The sequence below is a fragment of the Flavobacterium humi genome (assembly GCF_004745595.1).
Classification (GTDB): domain Bacteria; phylum Bacteroidota; class Bacteroidia; order Flavobacteriales; family Flavobacteriaceae; genus Flavobacterium; species Flavobacterium humi.
In genome coordinates this window covers 26,695-45,891 of sequence record NZ_SRLH01000007.1, presented here as the reverse complement: position 1 = coordinate 45,891, position 19,197 = coordinate 26,695, and the positions used below count along the sequence as shown (strand labels likewise).

Below are 19,197 nucleotides of genomic sequence, written 5' to 3'. Positions count from 1 at the left end.
AATGAAAAATACCGCATACGATTTTATTGCCATTGGCGTGGGCCCGTTCAATCTTGGATTAGCCTGCCTTACCGCACCTATAGCAAACCTCAACGGATTGTTTTTTGATAAAAACGACTCTTTCAACTGGCATCCGGGAATGCTTTTGCAGGATACCACCCTCCAGATTCCTTTCCTTGCCGACCTGGTTACTTTGGCCGACCCGACAAACCCTTTCAGTTTTTTGAATTATGCCAAGGAAAAAGGGAAAATGTATTCGTTTTACATCCGGGAAGATTTCCTTTTGCTGCGCAATGAATACAACCAGTACTGCCAATGGGCTGCGGCCAAATTGCCTAACATCCATTTTAATACGGAAGTAACGCATATTGACTATGATGCTATCCATAAACTTTATATCGTGACAACCCAGTGCACCCAAACCAAAGCAGCCACCATTTATACGGCCAAAAAACTAGTGCTTGGGACCGGAACCGTACCTTATATCCCTAAATCATGTCAAGGATTGAAAGGCAAAGCCATTCATTCATCCGAATACCTGCAACACAAAGAACATCTTCAAAGCCAAAAAGAAATCACCATTATGGGCAGTGGGCAGAGTGCCGCCGAAATCTTCAATGACCTGTTGCAGGAAATAGAAATCCATGGTTACAAACTCCATTGGATTACGCGATCTCCACGTTTCTTCCCGATGGATTACAGCAAACTGACGCTGGAAATGACTTCTCCTGAGTATGTGGATTATTTTTACCAATTGCCTTCGCAGAAAAGAGAAGATCTGCTGGCCAGGCAAAAGCATCTGTACAAAGGGATTAACAAAGACCTTATTGACGGGATCTTCACTTCGATTTATACCAAAAAAATCAGCCATGACATCAAAATCAGCCTAAAAACCAATTCGGAATGTACCAAAGCTATTTATGATCCCACTTCCGAAGCTTTTAAACTGGAATTTTACCATGATGAGCTACACAAGCGTTATCGCCATACCACCAATGCTTTAGTATTGGCTTCGGGTTACCATTACCAGCTTCCGGGATTTATAAAAGGAATCGCTTCCCGCATCCGCTGGGACGAAAAAGGACGTTTTGATGCCCATCGCAACTATGCCATCGATACGGCCGGGAATGAGATTTTTGTACAAAACGCCGAATTGCATACCCATGGTTTTGTAACCCCGGACCTGGGAATGGCCTGCTACAGGAATTCCTATATCATCCGGGAACTTACCGGAGTGGAGCATTATCCGATTGAAACCCGAATCGCTTTCCAGCAATTTGGCATCGCTGACCATGAATTAATCGAAGAACCAATCGAAACACTTTCATAACCATGGAAAAAGAATACAACAACAATAGGATTTTAGCCATTGACATAGCCAGGGGCTTGAGCGTCATCCTGATGATGATGATCCATACCATGCTAATTTACGGGGACATCCCAACGCAAACAGAATCCCTGCTGGGAAAATTCATCCTCCTTGTCGGGAAAGGGACACCGATGTTCCTGGTGACCATGGGCATTTCGTTTGTATTGTCAAGACGGCAATCCCTTCAATCAGTATGCAAACGGGGGCTTTATATTTTGGGTGTCGGTTATGGGATGAATGCTTTAAAGTTCCTGGTTCCGGAGCTTTTCTTTGGAGGGCTGCCCGATGCTTTTGTACAAGCGTACGGCCTGGCTTCAGGGACGTTCAGGACCGGTGTCTTCTTTTTGCTGTTGGGCGATATCTTGCAATTGGCGGGACTGACGCTCTTTTTGATGGGACTGATCAATCATTTCAGCCAAAACAAATATGTGCCGCTGGCCATCGCATTGCTTATCGCGTCGATTTCGAAAGAACTGAGCGGTTTCAGGTTTGGGGTTGAAGGCTTGCATTACCTCTGCGACCTGTTTTTCAGCAACCAGTTCAATGTTTATTTCCCTGTTTTCCCATGGGCTTCATTCATCCTGCTAGGCATGTTTTTTGGAAGATGGTATAAAGAACTAGAAGGAAACCAACCGCTGTTCTTCAAAAAAATGCTGCTCGTGGGCAGTGTTTTCCTAAGTATCGGAATCATATGCAACTTTCTTAATTATGATTACCATTTCGGGGATTATTACCATTTGGGTCCTGGCGGAAGTATTTTACTGATGGGGCTCAACCTAATTTTCCTTTGGCTGACGAACCTTATGGTAACCTCGGTCAAGCCGAATAAAATATTCCGTTCGCTCATTTTCTGCAGCAAGCATGTAACCAGTTTGTATGTCATACAATGGACGGCCATCAATTGGGGCATGTACCTCATCGGGTTCTGGAGCCATACGCAAACGACCATCCTTTTGCTGATTCCGGTGATTATAAGCCTTTCAATCAGCATCCAGGTCCTATACAACAAAATAAAGAAACAAGTGAAAAAATCCCTGAAAAAAGAACCCCTGGCCTCTTCACTATATTAAAACAAAAAGCTATGAATACGAAAGTAGTTTTCTCTGCTACCATTGCCGGTTTCGGCTCCATAGAACTTCGCCCGTTCGATATGGAAAAAGACATCCCGATACTGCATCACTGGGTCAATCAGGAATATGCGCAATATTGGGGAATGTTGGGCAAAAGCCTGGAAGAAGTCCGGGCCGAATACCAAAAGATAATAACCCATTCCGATGTTTTTACCGGAACCATAAACGGGACGGTTTCTTTCCTTCTGGAACGCTACAATCCTCAGCAGGACTTGATTGGCAATTATTATACTGTAAAAAAATACGATTGCGGCATCCATGTGATTGTGGCTCCGGCCGAACAACCTGTACACCAGTTTACCTGGCATATTTTCAGCACCATCCTGAAGTTCGTCTTTAGTGATTTTACCGTACAGCGCATCGTCGTGGAACCGGATATCCGGAACAAAAAGATGTTTGCCATTTGCCACCGTGTCGGGTTCGAAGACGGAGCCATAGTATCGCTCCCCCATAAAACCGCGAAACTGGCCTTTTGCACCCGAGAACAATTTATCCAAAAAATAAATCATTACATCCTTAGCAACACTACTATGAACCTTGAGAATCAAATACAGCACCCACACCAAGCCATTGCACATATCCAGCCGGAAGTTTGGGAAAAAGCAAACCGTTTGCTGGTACGCAAAGCCCTTTGCGAGTTTTCGCACGAACTGTTGGTACAGCCCAAAAAAGAAAACCAGGACGGCAAATGGAGCCATTATTCCTTACTGTCCAATGACCAATCTGCAGAATACCGGTTTAAGGCACAACTGCTCGCGCTGAACCATTGGCATATTGAGCCGCTTTCAATAACCAAAACAAAAAACAATGCGGTTCTTCCTTTAGATGCCGTTCTTTTTATAACCGAATTCCAGGAAAGCCTGGGCATTTCAAAAGAAATCCTGCCTTCTTATATTGAAGAAATCACCAGCACTTTGTATGGCAGTGCTTACAAGCTCCTAAAGGCCAGCCCTACGGCAAAAGAATTGGCCACCGCCGATTTCCAGACGATAGAACAAGCCATGACGGAAGGCCATCCCGGATTTGTGGCCAACAACGGCCGAATCGGTTTCAACACGATGGATTATGTGGCTTATACGCCCGAAACCGGGAATCCGTTCCGGATATTGTGGCTCGCGGGCCATCGGGACAGAACAGTTTATGCAGGTACAGAAGCCCTTCCGTACGACACTTTGATCCGCCAGGAACTGGACCAGGATACTATTGCCCTTTTCAATACCGTATTGCTGGAAAGGGGCCTCTCGCCAAACGACTACTATTTTATCCCGGTACATCCATGGCAATGGTTCAACAAACTGGCTAATCTTTTTTCTCCCGAACTGGCTTCCAGCAAACTCGTCTGCCTGGGTTATGGCCCGGACCTGTACCAGGCGCAGCAATCCATCCGGACGCTCTTCAATACCAGCAATCCGGGAAAACATTATACCAAAACATCGGTATCCATCCTGAACATGGGTTTTATGAGGGGCCTTCCGGTATATTACCTGGGTTCTGCACCGCAAATGGCCGAGTGGCTCGAAAACCTGCTTTCCAAAGATACCTACCTTACCAAAACAGGCTTTGCGATGTTAGGCGAAGTGGCTTCGGTGAGTTACATCAATCCTTATTTTGAAGCATTCGGGAAACACAATCCGTACAATAAAATGCTGGCTTCCTTATGGCGGGAGAGCCCAGTGCCTTTCCTAAACCAAAACGAGCGGCTCATGACCATGGCTTCGTTATTGCATGTCGATACGCAAGGAAATGCTTTGCTGCCGGAGATCATCAAAGCTGCCGGGCTGAATACCTATGATTGGCTGCAGGAGTATTTCAGGACCTATTTAAGCCCATTACTGCACTGTTTTTTCCAATATGACCTCGTCTTTATGCCGCATGGGGAAAACATCATTTTAGGATTTGAAAACAATATTCCTGTGAGATCCTTTATGAAAGACATTACAGAAGAAGCCGTAATCCTCAACCCGGACATTGCATTGCCGGAGAACCTCAGCAGGATGTATGCCGAAGTGCCTGAAGAGGTAAAATTGCTATCTGTTTTCATTGATATCTTTGATGGTTTCTTCCGTTTTATGTCAGCTATTTTAGTGGAACATGCTGCGTACAACGAAGAGGATTTCTGGCAAGGTGTAGCAGATTGCATTCATGAATACCAGGAGGAACATCCGCATTTGGAAAGCAAATTCGAGCGTTACGACCTTTTTACTGCTGAATTCCAGCTGTCGTGCCTGAACCGCCTTCAACTAAACAACAACAAGACCATGATTGACCTGGATGACCCTGTGGCCCTTTTGCAATTCCAGGGGAAACTGCAAAACCCGATAGCGAGTTTTAAAAAAATAACCGTATAGCAAAAAATGACCATGACAACAAATACCAACCCGACTGCTCAAACGGTGGTTTTTCAGAAGGAAGTGCTGCAAACAGGTCTTTTCGAGCTGCGCCCGATAGATCCCGAAACCGACCTGGAACTGGTACACCAATGGGTAAACCTTGATTATGCCGTATACTGGGGCATGACCGGATTTTCTTTGGAAGAAGTAAAAACCGCTTACCAAAATATACTCAAACATTCAAAAGTATATATGGGATTGTTCAATTCGGAAACTGCTTTTTTGCTGGAATGCTATAATCCGTCGGAAGACCTGATCGGGAATTATTATACCGTTGACAAAGGCGATAAAGGCATGCACATACTTGTTGCTCCTGCCAAAACACCTATCAAAAATTTTACCTGGAATGTTTTTACGGTCATTATGGATTTTCTTTTCAGCCATGCTGATGTGAAACGGATAGTGGTAGAACCCGATGTGAGGAACGACAAGATCCACCTGCTCAACCAAAAAGCAGGTTTCGAATACCAAAAAATCATCGAACTCCCACACAAAACAGCCCATTTGGCTTTTTGCACACAGGAACACTACCATAACGCGCTTCAAAAATCATAACTATGACTGCTCATAACAATTATATGCCGTCGGAAAGCATCCGGCACCTCACGACCGAAAACTGGGACAAAGCTACACTGCTGCTGCTGCGGAAAACCATTAGCGAATTTGCGCACGAATTCCTGCTCCTGCCCGAACTGACAAGCCGGGAAGGTTCCTGGGGGAATTACAAAATCCGGAATGTGGACAAAACAATCGAATACCGTTTCCAATCTCAAATCCTGAACCTGAACCACTGGAATATAAAAACCAATTCCATCCAAAAATACGTTAGCGGCCAACAAGCCAAAGTAAGCCTGCCTGATTTTATCCTCGAATTCCAGGAAAACTTGGGTATTGCCGCCGAACTACTGCCTACATACCTGGAGGAAATTACCAGCACGATTTACAGCAAAGCGTATATGATCGCATCGGAGGGTTTTACATCCGAAGCCCTGGCAGACCAGGACTACCAAACCATTGAACACGCTATGACTGAAGGCCATCCCTGCTTTGTCGCAAATTCCGGGCGGATTGGTTTTAATGCCATCGATTATGACACCTATGCTCCCGAAGCGTTTAAGCCTATCCAGCTGCTCTGGCTGGCAGGACATAAAAGCAGGGCTGTTTTTTCAGGGACCAAAACCGTCGATTATTCTTTTTTGATCCAACAGGAACTGGACCAGAAGGATGTGGATGGCTTTGATTCGGTGTTGGCAGGAAAAGGCCTGGATAGCTCGGAGTATTACTATTTCCCCGTCCATCCATGGCAATGGCACAACAAACTTGCACTGGTTTTTGCCGCTGATATAGCCGAAAACCTTTTGGTTTACCTGGGTTACGGAAGCGACTCGTATGCGGCACAGCAATCTATCAGGACTTTTTTCAATACCAGCCATCCGGAGAAATTTTATGCCAAGACCGCGCTTTCGATCCTGAATATGGGGTTTATGAGAGGCCTTTCTCCTTATTATATGGAAAGCACACCGGTCATTACCGAATGGATTGCAGGCTTGGTCGAAAACGATCCGTACCTACAACAAAAAGGATTCACACTGCTCGGAGAAGTAGCAACCCTCGGGTACCGTAATTTTTTGTATGAAAAACTGGGCCGGTCCATCCCGCACAACAAGATGCTTGCCACGCTCTGGCGCGAAAGCCCTATCCCTAAACTCAACAAAGGGCAAAACCTCATGACTATGGCCGCCTTATTGCATGTGGACCAGTCAGGGAAAGCGCTTGTTCCGTACCTGATACAAAAATCAGGGCTGACAGCCGGGCAATGGGTCAAGAAATATCTTGAGGCCTATCTTTCGCCCCTGATCCATTGTTTCTACCATCATGAAATGGTTTTTATGCCACATGGGGAAAACCTGATTTTGGTCATGGAAAACCACACACCAGTAAAAACCATTATGAAGGATATTACCGAAGAAGTCATGGTCTTCAACCCTGAAATACCATTGCCGGAAAAGGCAAAGCGCATCTATGTAGATATACCGGAAGAACTGAAAATCCTGTGTATTTTTAATGATGTCTTTGATTTTTATTTCCGTTTCCTGGCACACATCCTTTATGAACAGGCTGGTGTGCCAGAGCATTATTTCTGGAAATGGGTAGCAGATTGCATTAACGATTACCAGGCACAAAACCCGCAACTGGCGAACCGTTTCCGGAAATACGACCTGTTTATGCCTGAATTCGATTGCTGTTGCCTCAACCGCCTGCAACTGAAAAACAACAAACAAATGCTTGATTTGGCAGAACCCGTCAAAAGCCTTCAGTTTGTAGGTAAATTAACAAATCCTATTGCTGTTTTTAAGCTTGTAAACTCTTAATACATTTCAGTTTTGATTACCTTTGTAAATCCTTTCGGCACAAAAAAGCTTTGGCTTGACGCTGAAAGGGTTTACATTTTTTTCGATGAAAGACATTCAGAACCAGGACGACCTCTATTTGCTCGTAGATGAATTTTACAAGAAACTTTTAGCGGATCCTGCCATTAGTTATATTTTTACAGATGTTGTCAAGATCAAGATACTGGAGCATTTGCCGGTATTGGTCACTTTCTGGTCACAGGGGATTTTGGGCACCGGCGGTTATGACCGTAACCTAACGCAGATTCATCTGGATATTAACAAGAAAGAACACCTGACCCCCGAACTGTTCCAAATATGGCTAAATCATTTTTACACAACTGTCGATGAGCATTTTAAAGGCCATAAAGCAGAACAGATCAAGACACAGGCCCTGAGTATTGCAACCATTATGCAAATTAAGATTATAAATCAAAAGGGATAATTTTTATATTATCACTAAATTAAGCGAAGGTTAACTGAATATTTTGTAATATTCTTTGGGTTTTTAAGTTTTTAGCAGGTTTTTATAATTTAATTGATACTTTCGTACCATAAACCCCCGAAAGATGAACATCAGAATAACCGGCTCAGGTAGCTATATTCCTACGGAAATCGTAACCAATCATGATTTTGCCAAACATGTTTTCCTAAATGATGACGGTTCTCCTTTTCCATTACCAAACGAAACCATTACCGAGAAATTCCATGACATTACCGGTATTGAAGAACGCCGTTATGTTTCGGATGACCTGCTAACATCAGACATTGCCACCATCGCAGCCAAAAAGGCCATTGAAAATGCAGGAATAGACCCTGAAACCCTCGATTATATCATTTTTGCCCACAATTTTGGGAATGTTAAAAAAGGAGCGATCCAAACGGACATCCTGCCAAGCCTGGCAACCCGTGTGAAATTTGACCTGAAGATCAGGAACCCTAAATGTGTGGCCTATGACATGCTTTTCGGCTGTCCGGGCTGGATAGAAGGTGTTATCCAGGCGCAGGCTTTCATCAAGGCGGGCATGGCCAAAAAATGCCTGGTAATTGGTGCCGAAACCTTATCACGTGTGGTAGACCTCCATGACAGGGATAGCATGATTTATTCCGATGGTGCGGGTGCTACTATTATTGAAGCAACGGAAGAGGAAGGCGGTATCCTCGCACACGAAAGCGCTTCTTTCACTTACGATGAGGCATATTATTTATTCTTCGGGAATTCTTTTAATAAGGACCATGATCCGGATGTACGGTATATCAAGATGCACGGGCGCAAGATCTACGAGTTTGCACTAAACCAGGTTCCTAAAGCCATGGCGGCTTGCCTGGACAAAAGCGGCATCACTATCGGTCAGGTAAAAAAGGTGCTCATACACCAAGCGAACGAGAAAATGGACGAAGCCATCATACAGCGTTTTTACCGATTGTACAAAGAGTGCCCTCCTGAAGGGGTAATGCCAATGAGCATCCATAAACTAGGGAACAGCAGCGTAGCGACAGTGCCTACACTTTATGACCTGCTGATGAGGGGCCAAATAGAAAACCAAGGGCTCTACAAAGGAGATGTCGTACTTTTTGCTTCTGTTGGCGCCGGTATGAATATCAATGCGGTTTTATATCGTTGTTAGCTTCGGCTCCGCTATAGGTGGCTTCGGCTCCGCTCAATCTCCACAATCCACGGTGGCTGAGCGAAGTCGAAGCCACATACTCCATTTCAATTACTACGATTTCGACTCCGCTCAATCTCCGTAACCCTCGGCGGCTGAACGAAGCCTCTCCGGTGGCTGAGCGAAACCTCTCCGGTGGCTGAGCGAAGCCGAAGCCACACTACGATTTCGACTCCGCTCAATCTCCGCAATCAACGGTGGCTGAGCGGAGCCGAAGCCACCGAAGCCAAAACTTTTCTTATATTAGATAAAAAAAATATCTATGAAAGGATATATGTACATTTTAAAATGTTCAGACGAAAGCTATTATACCGGAAGCACAATTGATCTGGAAAGACGGTTAGAACAACATCAAAATGGCGAAGGAGCTAATCATACTAAGAAAAGATTACCCGTAAATTTAGTTTATTATGAAGAGTACGATCGTATTGACGCGGCTTTTTATAGAGAAAAACAAATACAGGGCTGGAGCAGAAAAAAGAAAGAAGCGTTAATTGATGGTTGTGAAAAATCATTAAAAGAAGCTGCACAATGCATGAATGATACCCATTTTAATAATCACAATGGTGGTTTCGACTCCGCTCAACCACCAATACATCACATTCGTCAAACAGAAGAATGAACGATTCCGGCTCCGCTCAATCTCCGTAATCCACGGTGGCTGAGCGAAGGTTCTCCGGTGGCTGAGCGTAGCCGAAGCCACATACTACGATTTCGGCTCCGCTCAATCTCCGTAATTCACGGTGGCTGAGCGAAGTCGAAGCCAGCTATTCCTCAAATGACGCTACAACTTCAGGGTCAAACTCCATGTGGTCTTCCGTTTCTTCCGGCATTGCGGGCCTGGAAGCTTTTAGGCTGTTGAACTTTTCAAGTTGCGCCAATCCGTCTTCTTCTCCACTGAAATAAGGAAAAACATCCATAATCGGAGATTCGGAAATGGCCGGGATCGTATAATCCCCCATCGTGTTTTTCATGGCTGTAACAGTGTTATCATAGGCTTCCTTGACATCGTTAGCCTGTATTAACAAATAGAGGTTTGTTTTGCGTTCCTTACCGCTTTCTTCGTCATAAGCAGTCAGGGATACTTTCGAACGGAACCAACGGTCCGTATTCTCAAAAGGATGTATTTCTGCATAACCTGCCATTTTTATATTGGTAATCTTGAACTCTTCGCTTATGTAAGCCATCATCTCCTGGGTTATCCTGGTTTCGGCTTCGGTATACGATAAAGCATCTACCAAATAAGGTTCTGTTGTCACTTTTTGTATTCCTGTTTCATCGGTTTTTCTGTATTTTACTTTGCATTCGTACCAGATTGTGCTCATTTTATTTTGTTTTAAGGGAGGCAAATTTAGAGTTTAAATAAGGTATATTTTTTTTGTTTTTATGTTATTATTTTCTTTTACAGGTAGGATCGAAGGTTCAACTACGATTTCGGCTCCGCTCAATCTCCGTACCGCTTAATCTCCTAAAACATGGTGGCTGAGCGAAGTTTCTCCGGTGGCTGAGCGAAGCTTTTCGGTGGCTGAGCGAAGCCGAAGCCACATACTACATTTCGATTACTCCGATTTCGGCTCCGCTCAATCTCCGTTCCGCTCAATCTCCGAAACCATGGCGGTTGGGCGAAGCTTCTCCGATGGCTGAGCGAAGCTTTTCCGGTGGCTGAGCGAAGCTTTTCCGGTGGCTGAGCGAAGCTTTTCCGGTGGCTGAGCGAAGCTTTTCCGGTGGCTGAGCGAAGCCGAAGCCACATACTACAATTTCTTCCCGATTTTATCTTTCACTATTTCGATAGCTTCTTTTTGCAAATGCATTTGTTCCAATTTATATAAACTATGTTTGATAAGCGCCTTGTCAGCTCTATTTTGTATGATCTTTAGCAAATCAAGAACATATTTTTCCTGAGGTTGGGTTTCCAGGTAATGAACTGCTTCAAGGGCGGCAAAGGACTCCAATCGTTGTTTTTCGACGGTTTCGATTTCTTTTTCCAAACGATATATTTTAATTTGAGCTTTCAAATAATCCTGCTTCAGCTTTTGTTTTGTTATTTCCTTTTCGGTTCTTAAAAACTGTTCTGTGATTTTTGAATCCTGTTTTTTTTCTTGAACACCTTTTAATAAGAAGCCCAATTGCTTTTTAGCATCCGCAGGAATATTTCGTTTTCCTGATTTATACATAGACCATTGACTTACGGTTATCCTTAAAAGCATTGCCATTTCTTCTTGCGTTAAGCCCAAATGGTCTTTTATAGTAGTATCTTTCATTTGTGTTTATTTTAAAAATAAATAAAATCGAACACAAATATGGTGCTTTTTTTTTTAAAAAATATTTTTTAAACACAAAAAGCGTGTTTATTTTTTGAAAAATAAAATATAAGCACAGCGTTTCTTTAGGAAACTTCTCCGGTGGCTGAGCGGAGCCGAAGCCACATACTCCGATTTCGGCTCCGCTCAATCTCCGTTCCGCTCAATCTCCGAACCACCGATGGTTGAGCGAAGCTTCTCCGGTCACTGAGCGAACCTTTTCCGGTGGCTGAGCGAAATTTCTCCGGTGGCTGAGCGAAGCTTCTCCGGTGGCTGAGCGAAGCCGAAGCCACACTCCGATTTCGGCTCCGCTCAATCTCCGTTCCGCTCAATCTCCGAAACCATAGCGGCCGAGCGAAGCTTCTCCGGTGGCTGAACGAACCTTTTCCGGTGGCTGAGCGAAGCCGAAGCCACATATTCTATTCCAATTCTTTCAGTACCGCTACGCCAACGGCATGCGCTGATTGTGGGTTCTGTCCCGTTACCAAACGCTCATCAACAGTTACGTGCTCTTGCCACAGGCCTGATTTCTCGAATTTGGCACCGCGCGCAATCAGTTGGGTTTCCAGGGCAAAAGGCACTACTTTGTCTAATTGTACCGCTACTTCTTCCTCATTGGTAAAACCGTTTACTTTTTTGCCGTCTACCAGATAGTTCCCGTTGCTTAATTTGATATTGACCAAGCCAGCCGGCCCATGGCATACTGCACTTACAACACCATTGTTCTCATATATTTTTGCGGCCAGGCTTGCCAGTTCCTTGTTATCGGCAAAATCCCACATCGCTCCGTGGCCACCGGCATAATGGATGGCTATGTAATCGTTAGGGTTTACATCTGATGGCTTCATGGTGTTTTCCACTTTGCTTCTGTATTGGGCATTGTCCCAGAACTTTTTGTTTACGGGATCGGTCAGATCAAAGCCGTCAATGGGTGCCTTACCTCCTTTTGGGCTCACAAAATCGATTTCATAACCAGCTTGCTGCAACACATCCCAGGGATGGGTCACTTCGCTTAGGTAAAAACCGGTAGCTTCTCCCGTAGCTCCTTTTTTGTCATGACTGGTGACTACAAATAAAATTTTCTTTTTCATATTTTTGTTTTTTTTAGTTTGCGCCGTGGCATCGGTCATAGGATATGTAAAAATGCCTGCCGCGACGACCATTACAATTGTTTTCAAAAAGCGGGTGGTTGTTTTCATGTTATGTATTTTAAAAGATTGTTACTATTATCTTGGATGGATACCAAAGTTATTATTTTGCTCTTTTTGAGCTTATTAAAGTTACAACAATTGCGGCAGTTACGAGTATGGCCCCAATCCAGGGAGTGGCGGGCAACCCTAAAGAAGATTCGACCACAACTCCTCCAATATAAGCCCCAATAGCGATTCCTACATTAAAGGCGGCAATATTAAAAGCAGAAGCTACATCTTCGGTTCCAGGTAAATGTTTTTCCGAAAGCTGCACTACATACAATTGCAATCCAGGAACATTGGAAAACGAAAGTGCTCCCATGAAGAACAACGTGATGATGCCCCATACCGGATCGCTCGCCGTGAAAGTAAAAACCACTAAGGCTATGGCTTGCAGGACGAACATCCACAGTAAGGCTTTCAACGGTTTTTTATTGGCCACTTTCCCTCCTGCCAAATTACCTAAAGCAATGGCTACTCCATACAAAACCAGGACCATGCTTACCATCGATTCTGAAAAACCGGTAATTTCCTGAAGGATCGGGGACAAGTAAGTAAAAGCCACGAAGGTCCCTCCGTATCCCAAAGCGGTCATCAGGAAGGCTAAAACCAGGCGGCCATTGGTAATGACTTTGAACTGGTCCTTTGCAGCCACTTTCCCTTCGCTTTTAATATCGTCCGGAACCAGGATCCAACTGGAAATTAATCCGATCACTCCCAATAAGGCTACACCGATAAAAGTGGCCCTCCACCCAAACTGCTGCCCGATGAATGTCCCGAAAGGAACCCCTGTTACAATAGCTACGGTCAGTCCGGTAAACATAATGGATATGGCCGATGCCCTCTTATGGGCCGGAACCAAAGCCGCGGCAATAGTGGAACCGATGGAGAAGAAAACCCCATGGGCAAAACCGGTAATAATCCTGGCAATGACCAAGGTAGTAAAACTAGGTGCCACAGAAGCCAATCCGTTCCCGGCAATAAACAACAGCATGAGGTAAATGAGTAGTTTTTTCCGGGGGATACTACTGGTTAGTGCGGTAAGGATGGGTGCTCCGACAGCTACGCCCAAGGCATACAGGCTTACCAGCATTCCGGCCGATGGAATACTGATGGCAAGGTCTGCCGAAACGGTCGGCAACAGGCCTACAATAACGAATTCTGTTGTGCCTATCCCGAAGGCACTGATAGTCAGGGCCCACAAAGCGGCCGGTATTTTCTTGGTAACACTGCTTTGGGCTGCAGTAACGGTATACATTGTTGATTTCATATCTGTGTTGCTAAAAATTAACGGTACAAAGTTCCGTTAGTTGCCATTCACAGACGATGAGGTAGGTCAATGTTTTGGAGTGATGTAGATCACACTTTATAGCTTTTTAAAAACGGCTAAGGGTTTCTCGGGTAACCCCTAAATAGGCGGCCAACAACTTTTTAGGAACTCTCTGGATGAGTTTTGGCAGTTTTTTGACAAGGTTGTTGTAGCGTTCTTCAGCGGTTTCTATAAGCAAGGAAAGGATTCTTTGCTGCAGGGCAATATAACCGTGGTGGGACTTTATCCGGAAGAAATGCCCCATCTTCGGGATTTCATGGCACAGGTATTCCCGGTCTTCCCATTTGAGGCAGAAAAATTCGGAATCTTCTATACAATCAATAAAAATCGCCGCAGGTACTTTGTTCTGGAAAGCGTTGAAATCACTGGTCCAATACTGTTCCATGGCAAACTGCAGGATGTGCTCCTTCCCATTGCCGTCTATGGCATATGCTTTTGTCAATCCTTTGATAATCCAATATTCACAAGGAACCAACTGTTCTTTCTGTATGAGGAATTGGTGTTTTTTTAAGGATTTATAAGTGAAAACCCGGGAAACGATGTCCCATTCGGCATCGGTAAGTTCGCAAATCTCCGCTATGTGCTTTCGGAGTAATAAGTAGTGCTGTTCCATCGCTTAAAAGTATTTCAAAAACTATACTTTACAAAATTTGTTATGGAAAATTACACGCTTGGTTTCTCCATTGGATGGAATAGCAACGCTGCAAAAACGGTTATTACCCTCTCCTGCCTTTGTTTTCATGATGAGGCTTTTCCTGCCTGGTTCCCCGAAGGTCCGGAAGCGGTTGGTTCCCTGGATTGTTCCGGGGCTGTTCCGTATTCATGCGGGGTAACACCGGCCTTGGCGCAGGTTGCTCCTGTCTCAGGTCTGGAAGCGGGGCCCGTTGTTCTCTTTGAGCCGGTTTTTCCTGCCCGCGGATGATCCCTCTTTGCGGCTCTTTCCGTTCGGTATTTTGATTGAGGCTGGGCAAGCGGGCCGCTTCTTTTTTGGGCTGTTCCATTTTGTTATTTAATATGCCACGTTCTTTCCGGGTAACGAATTTTTCAGGCATCGATTTTTTAGCATTGCCTTTTTCGACACGGGGTTTGTAAAGCTGCAATTCGCTCTTGGTCATATGCTGTCCGGGCTTGTCACGATCTTTCAGGTGCACCTGTGTAATGGCAGTACCGATCCTTTTTTGCACATGGCCCCGGTCCGGTCCGGCATTGTACCTTCCGTTATTTCCGTTGTGGATGTTGTTGATTACTACCGCTTTTTTGATATAAGTCCCGTTATTGGAAGCTCGTACGTAGTAATGGCTCACATCCCTTCTGCAGAAATCCCTGTCCCTGACAAATACCCATTGGTTGTACGGTACGGAATAACTGCTGCCAAAAGCAACATCAATACTGATGCCCGGGCCAATAGCTGCCCAGCCGTAATAGCCGTCATAATACCTCCAGGTTACCCATGCAGGCCCCCATTGGGTATCGGGAACCCACAACCATCCGTAATAGGAGTCGTAAAACCAGCGCCCGTAATGGAAAGGTGCCCATCCCCAAGAGTAATCGGAAACCCAGGTCCAGCCCATATCTGTATAGGCCCAGTACCCGTTTGTACGGTAAGGGGCAAAGTCACGGCCTAATCGCGGAGACCATACGTAGCCGTAATGCGGATCATCGATCCAGCTGCCGTGCACACTTAAATTATCATAAAACAATTGAAAACTCACAGCAGTCTGCGCTGTTGTGGTGTGCTGCACTGTTCCCATCATTCCTAAACACAGTAACAGCAGGGCGGTATTTTTCCTTAATGTTTCCATAATCTGATAGTTTGGTACTAGTCATTTTCCGGTACATTTAACAGGGTAAAATTATAAAACGGTTGCTATTTAATGTTATAGGGGAAAGTGTGGTTGTTGCATAATTTCCATGAGAAAAATCGCATGCAACCCTATACGCATGTTTCTTATTTCTTCCCGAACAACGATTTGGGCATCACTTCCTTAAGCGGAATAATATTAAAAAGCCGGTTACCCAGGGCAAAAACCACAAAAGCAACAGCCGGTTTGTAGCAAAGCGTTACCAATTTAGCATCGAAGTCGGGCAGTAATTTCCCAACAACCAACGCCAGGATCAATAATCCTAAAACGTACAGGTATTTTGTACTGAACGGATGCACGCCGAATTTCCTGTAGTTGAACCAAATCTTGATTAGGTTATACACCGTAAGCGAAATGGCAAACGCAATGGAAACCCCTACAATTCCCAGTTTCAGGTAAAAAAGGAAGAACAGGTTGGTTACTACCGTTAGCAAAGCCAAAGCCACCGTTGTCGTATTATTGAATTTGTAATATTTGGAATTCGTAATGATATACCCGTTGAAACCCGTCGCCAGGTCAAACAGGAAAGCAAAACCCGTAATATAAACGACATTAAGGCCTTTGGCGAGTTTATCCCCGTTTTTCATCAGCAGGAACAAATCTTCAATCCCGACAGCCACCAACCCAAAGAGGACTGCACCGATGGTAAACAGATACAAGGAGGTTTTGTGATGCAACTCCTTCAGGGCTGCCATATTATTGTCCTCTACATACCCGGCGATAATTGGGGCCGAAATCGTGTACACACCCAAAGCCGGAACAGTAATCATCCTGACCAGGTTAAGCGAGGTATTGTAAATGGCCACATCGGAAAAACTCAGGAATTCACCAATCATATAAGCATCTATATTAAGGGCAACCACCGAACCCATACTTCCTAAAAAGGTGTAAAAAGAATAGGTCATCAGTTCTTTCTGAAAGTTGTTTTCCTTAAGGAATTGAAAGGAAGTTTTGACAGGCATAGGGTCCAGCTTCCGCAGATAGATGATCATTCCTAGTAAAGCCAGCAAAAAGGAAAAGACCAGGATCCAGACAGCCGTGCTTTCTGCTGCTTTCCAATAAAAACAGGCCACAAAGGCACAAATCATCCCGATTTTAGGGAATACGTTTTCGAAAATATTGGGAACAACGATGCGTTTCTTAATGGAAATATATTTGGACAGCAACTGGATTAAGGACAACAGAAGCAAAACAGGGAACACATATTGCGCCATTTCCCATAAATCCGTCTGCCTTACTTTCGGGAATACAAAAGAGGCCGCCACAAATAATACACTGACCAGGACAAAATTGGAAACAATGAACAATGCGGAGAATTTCAGCAGGTTATGCTGGTCATCGCTTTGGGACATCCGTGGGAAAAACCGGATATTGGCATGCAGGATCCCAAGGGTCACCACTGGCAAAATCAACAAAGCAGTTGGCAGGATAAATTGCAACTTACCGGCAAACTCCAGGTCGTTGGGATAAATGAACAACGTGGAAAAAACACCGATCAGCACGCTGAAATATCCAACGAAACTGTATTTTATGCTTTGCCTGGCTACTAGTGACATTTTTAGTTATGAGTTATAAATTAGATTGCTTCGGGACAAAAATAAAATTATTGATATACAAATTAAAATCGTTCAGGTATTCGTCTTTCTGGAAATCGGCCATTTGGGAAACGTCAAACGAGACAGGCATCAATTTTTTCCTGTCGAAATAAAAGACATCATAACCAAAATTTGCAATAAAACTGAAAATGGCCTCAATCGGATAAGTCGCATGGCGCAATTCGATTTCAATGATAAAAACCGGACGGATGGTTTTTAAAATAACCTCACATCCTTTTATCGAATCAAATTCATGCCCTTCCACATCAATTTTTATCAAATCGATTTTTGTGATGCCCTGTTTTGCTGCCCAATCATCAAGGCGGACAGTTTCTATTTCTATTTTTTCAACCTCATCGCCCAACGATTCCAGCGAAGCGCGCGTATCTTGCAAACCGTTCCCTTTTTTGGGAATGTTCAACACCGAAACCCCTGATTTTGAAGACACGGCAAAAGGATATACTTTGGCAGTTTTGAACAATTTCGAAACAAATGCCACCAGTTTTTTATTCGGTTCAAATCCTATGATGGCACCTCTTGTGATTATTTTTTCAGCTTGGTAGAGGTAAATCCCTTTATTGGTCCCGATATCGATAAAAACAGAATCATCCTTTAGCACCTGGTTGAGGTACAGCAATTCCGGTTCACATTTGAAATGGCCAGTAGGCAAGGAATCCAGCGATTTGAAAAAACGTTTTTTATACAGCGAAGGCCAAAATGTATAGGCCAATTTTATTAATATTTTCAGCATCTTATTATGTGTTTGCCAGTTGCAGCAACTGATTTTCTACTTGTTCTTTCACCGATTGGAACGTATATTTTTCCAGGTACGGCTGTAATTTTCCATATTCTTTTTCCAGGTTTTCCAAATCAAGGCCATTGAGTATCCCGGCCAGTTCTTTTTCGTTATCGTAATACAGGTTGTGCCAGTCCATTTTAGGGTAAGCCGATGGGAACACGCCTATTTTTCCGTTGTAAATGCAATCGGTTTCGCTCCCGCTCACTTTGGTTTGCCCGTACCATTCTGTAACCCAGTAAAAAGAAGTCTTTATTTTTATGGGGCACAAAAGTAAATGGGCCTTGGAAATCACGGTGCTATATTCTTCCCAAGGGATAAACCCTGGGAAATGCGTCAGGATTATCTTTTCAGAGCAGGTTTTTTTGAGTTGTTCTATCCGATGCAATACATGCTTGGATTCCGGTTTCCCTAAAAAAATGATATGCAGCCTGGATTTCGGGTCAAGCTTGGGCAATAAGCCAAACAGCAACCGGATGTCTTTTCTTTTCCCGGAAACATTCCCGGGCATGACAATCCGGATCTCATCCAAAGCCTCAAACCGGGATTCCTTATTATAATTGAGCTGCAACACTTTGGTTTTACCGGCTATTGCCTTTCCTTTTTCCTGGATGGTCTCAAAAAGGCTCTGCGAAAGCACTCCGTAATGGGAAGCGTTGCCGATGACCTTTCGGTTTTGGCCTACTTTTTCCCGGAAATACAATTTCAGGAAATAAACCAGCCACTGTTTCTCTGTCCAGATATTTTTCCATGAAACGGATTGGAAAAACAAGCTGAAATTAAGGTTGTGTACCAGTACCAAAGCAGGTTTTAAGGCCAATAACTTTTCAAAATCCTTAAAATCCCTATGAAGGGTATTCACTAAAAACGCGTCGTACCCTGAAGAAAAAGCGTCAATTTCCGTAGCATCGGCAATCAAAGTCAGATGGTGCGAAGGGATGGCCGAGAGCTTGTCCAGGACCTTTTGGCTTACAAAAAAATGAAAATCAACAGATTCCATCGCTGCCAGCAAAAAATACCATTGCTCCAAAAGCGCCGAATGGGTTTCCAATTCAATAAAGGCTATTTTCTTCTTTTTCAAGTGACAGATTTTTCTAATCACACAAAAATAAAGATATTTCGGCTCTAAATGTTTATTTTCATTAGAAAGAGGGAACTTTACGCAAAATTTTTGATAT

The 19,197-nt window shown here is 44.1% G+C and carries 17 protein-coding genes; 8 read left to right on the top strand and 9 right to left on the bottom strand.

Annotated features, from left to right (window positions below):
- Window position 1: 1 nt before the first annotated feature.
- From E4635_RS12700 to E4635_RS12665, 8 genes are all read left to right on the top strand, one after another.
- Window positions 2-1,330 (top strand): lysine N(6)-hydroxylase/L-ornithine N(5)-oxygenase family protein, encoded by a 1,329-nt coding sequence (locus E4635_RS12700; protein ID WP_135527077.1) that lies wholly within the window; start codon window positions 2-4, stop codon window positions 1,328-1,330.
- 2 nt (window positions 1,331-1,332) lie between these two features.
- Window positions 1,333-2,439, top strand: coding sequence for a heparan-alpha-glucosaminide N-acetyltransferase domain-containing protein (locus E4635_RS12695; RefSeq protein ID WP_135527076.1), 1,107 nt, complete (start codon window positions 1,333-1,335; stop codon window positions 2,437-2,439).
- Between the two features lie 11 nt (window positions 2,440-2,450).
- A complete protein-coding gene (locus E4635_RS12690; RefSeq protein WP_135527075.1) occupies window positions 2,451-4,847 on the top strand; it encodes a GNAT family N-acetyltransferase in 2,397 nt (798 codons plus the stop codon).
- A gap of 12 nt (window positions 4,848-4,859) precedes the next feature.
- The gene (locus E4635_RS12685) at window positions 4,860-5,444 is read left to right on the top strand and encodes a GNAT family N-acetyltransferase (protein ID WP_135527074.1); all 585 of its coding nucleotides are present in this window, start codon (window positions 4,860-4,862) and stop codon (window positions 5,442-5,444) included.
- A gap of 2 nt (window positions 5,445-5,446) precedes the next feature.
- A complete protein-coding gene (locus tag E4635_RS12680; protein ID WP_135527073.1) occupies window positions 5,447-7,261 on the top strand; it encodes an IucA/IucC family protein in 1,815 nt (604 codons plus the stop codon).
- Window positions 7,262-7,346: 85 nt separating this feature from the next.
- The gene (locus E4635_RS12675; protein ID WP_135527072.1) at window positions 7,347-7,724 is read left to right on the top strand and encodes a group III truncated hemoglobin; all 378 of its coding nucleotides are present in this window, start codon (window positions 7,347-7,349) and stop codon (window positions 7,722-7,724) included.
- Window positions 7,725-7,848: 124 nt separating this feature from the next.
- Entirely contained in the window at window positions 7,849-8,907 is a 1,059-nt protein-coding gene (locus tag E4635_RS12670) for a 3-oxoacyl-ACP synthase III family protein (RefSeq protein WP_135527071.1), read from the top strand.
- 301 nt (window positions 8,908-9,208) lie between these two features.
- Window positions 9,209-9,568 carry a GIY-YIG nuclease family protein gene (locus tag E4635_RS12665; RefSeq protein WP_135527070.1) on the top strand — a complete coding sequence of 120 codons (360 nt, stop codon included), beginning with the start codon at window positions 9,209-9,211 and terminating at the stop codon, window positions 9,566-9,568.
- Between the two features lie 145 nt (window positions 9,569-9,713).
- Here the strand turns inward: E4635_RS12665 and E4635_RS12660 are convergent, their stop codons facing one another.
- The 9 genes from E4635_RS12660 to E4635_RS12620 form a co-directional block, all read right to left on the bottom strand.
- Window positions 9,714-10,271: a DUF4494 domain-containing protein gene (locus E4635_RS12660; protein WP_135527069.1), complete on the bottom strand. Its 558-nt coding sequence runs from the start codon at window positions 10,269-10,271 to the stop codon at window positions 9,714-9,716.
- Between the two features lie 426 nt (window positions 10,272-10,697).
- The gene (locus E4635_RS12655) at window positions 10,698-11,207 is read right to left on the bottom strand and encodes an XRE family transcriptional regulator (RefSeq protein ID WP_135527068.1); all 510 of its coding nucleotides are present in this window, start codon (window positions 11,205-11,207) and stop codon (window positions 10,698-10,700) included.
- A gap of 458 nt (window positions 11,208-11,665) precedes the next feature.
- Window positions 11,666-12,445 (bottom strand): type 1 glutamine amidotransferase domain-containing protein, encoded by a 780-nt coding sequence (locus E4635_RS12650; RefSeq protein ID WP_246020786.1) that lies wholly within the window; start codon window positions 12,443-12,445, stop codon window positions 11,666-11,668.
- Between the two features lie 52 nt (window positions 12,446-12,497).
- On the bottom strand, window positions 12,498-13,706 hold the full coding sequence (locus E4635_RS12645) for an MFS transporter (protein ID WP_246020784.1): 1,209 nt from the start codon (window positions 13,704-13,706) through the stop codon (window positions 12,498-12,500).
- Between the two features lie 106 nt (window positions 13,707-13,812).
- Window positions 13,813-14,379 (bottom strand): Crp/Fnr family transcriptional regulator, encoded by a 567-nt coding sequence (locus E4635_RS12640; protein WP_135527067.1) that lies wholly within the window; start codon window positions 14,377-14,379, stop codon window positions 13,813-13,815.
- Window positions 14,380-14,482: 103 nt separating this feature from the next.
- The gene (locus E4635_RS12635) at window positions 14,483-15,568 is read right to left on the bottom strand and encodes a DUF6600 domain-containing protein (protein ID WP_135527066.1); all 1,086 of its coding nucleotides are present in this window, start codon (window positions 15,566-15,568) and stop codon (window positions 14,483-14,485) included.
- Between the two features lie 146 nt (window positions 15,569-15,714).
- Window positions 15,715-17,184: a lipopolysaccharide biosynthesis protein gene (locus E4635_RS12630; protein WP_135527065.1), complete on the bottom strand. Its 1,470-nt coding sequence runs from the start codon at window positions 17,182-17,184 to the stop codon at window positions 15,715-15,717.
- Window positions 17,185-17,197: 13 nt separating this feature from the next.
- Window positions 17,198-17,974, bottom strand: a complete 777-nt coding sequence (locus E4635_RS12625) for an FkbM family methyltransferase (RefSeq protein ID WP_246020780.1) — start codon at window positions 17,972-17,974, stop codon at window positions 17,198-17,200.
- Window positions 17,975-17,978: 4 nt separating this feature from the next.
- Complete coding sequence (locus E4635_RS12620; protein WP_135527064.1) at window positions 17,979-19,100, bottom strand: glycosyltransferase family protein; 1,122 nt, start codon at window positions 19,098-19,100, stop codon at window positions 17,979-17,981.
- Window positions 19,101-19,197: the final 97 nt, after the last annotated feature.

Excerpts from the sequence above, each read along its gene's own strand:
- E4635_RS12700 (WP_135527077.1), top strand. The coding sequence starts at position 2 with ATGAAAAATACCGCATACGATTTTATTGCCATTGGCGTGGGCCCGTTC.
- E4635_RS12695 (WP_135527076.1), top strand. The coding sequence starts at position 1,333 with ATGGAAAAAGAATACAACAACAATAGGATTTTAGCCATTGACATAGCC.
- E4635_RS12690 (WP_135527075.1), top strand. The coding sequence starts at position 2,451 with ATGAATACGAAAGTAGTTTTCTCTGCTACCATTGCCGGTTTCGGCTCC.
- E4635_RS12685 (WP_135527074.1), top strand. The coding sequence starts at position 4,860 with ATGACAACAAATACCAACCCGACTGCTCAAACGGTGGTTTTTCAGAAG.
- E4635_RS12680 (WP_135527073.1), top strand. The coding sequence starts at position 5,447 with ATGACTGCTCATAACAATTATATGCCGTCGGAAAGCATCCGGCACCTC.
- E4635_RS12675 (WP_135527072.1), top strand. The coding sequence starts at position 7,347 with ATGAAAGACATTCAGAACCAGGACGACCTCTATTTGCTCGTAGATGAA.
- E4635_RS12670 (WP_135527071.1), top strand. The coding sequence starts at position 7,849 with ATGAACATCAGAATAACCGGCTCAGGTAGCTATATTCCTACGGAAATC.
- E4635_RS12665 (WP_135527070.1), top strand. The coding sequence starts at position 9,209 with ATGAAAGGATATATGTACATTTTAAAATGTTCAGACGAAAGCTATTAT.
- E4635_RS12660 (WP_135527069.1), bottom strand. The coding sequence starts at position 10,271 with ATGAGCACAATCTGGTACGAATGCAAAGTAAAATACAGAAAAACCGAT.
- E4635_RS12655 (WP_135527068.1), bottom strand. The coding sequence starts at position 11,207 with ATGAAAGATACTACTATAAAAGACCATTTGGGCTTAACGCAAGAAGAA.
- E4635_RS12650 (WP_246020786.1), bottom strand. The coding sequence starts at position 12,445 with ATGAAAACAACCACCCGCTTTTTGAAAACAATTGTAATGGTCGTCGCG.
- E4635_RS12645 (WP_246020784.1), bottom strand. The coding sequence starts at position 13,706 with ATGAAATCAACAATGTATACCGTTACTGCAGCCCAAAGCAGTGTTACC.
- E4635_RS12640 (WP_135527067.1), bottom strand. The coding sequence starts at position 14,379 with ATGGAACAGCACTACTTATTACTCCGAAAGCACATAGCGGAGATTTGC.
- E4635_RS12635 (WP_135527066.1), bottom strand. The coding sequence starts at position 15,568 with ATGGAAACATTAAGGAAAAATACCGCCCTGCTGTTACTGTGTTTAGGA.
- E4635_RS12630 (WP_135527065.1), bottom strand. The coding sequence starts at position 17,184 with ATGTCACTAGTAGCCAGGCAAAGCATAAAATACAGTTTCGTTGGATAT.
- E4635_RS12625 (WP_246020780.1), bottom strand. The coding sequence starts at position 17,974 with ATGCTGAAAATATTAATAAAATTGGCCTATACATTTTGGCCTTCGCTG.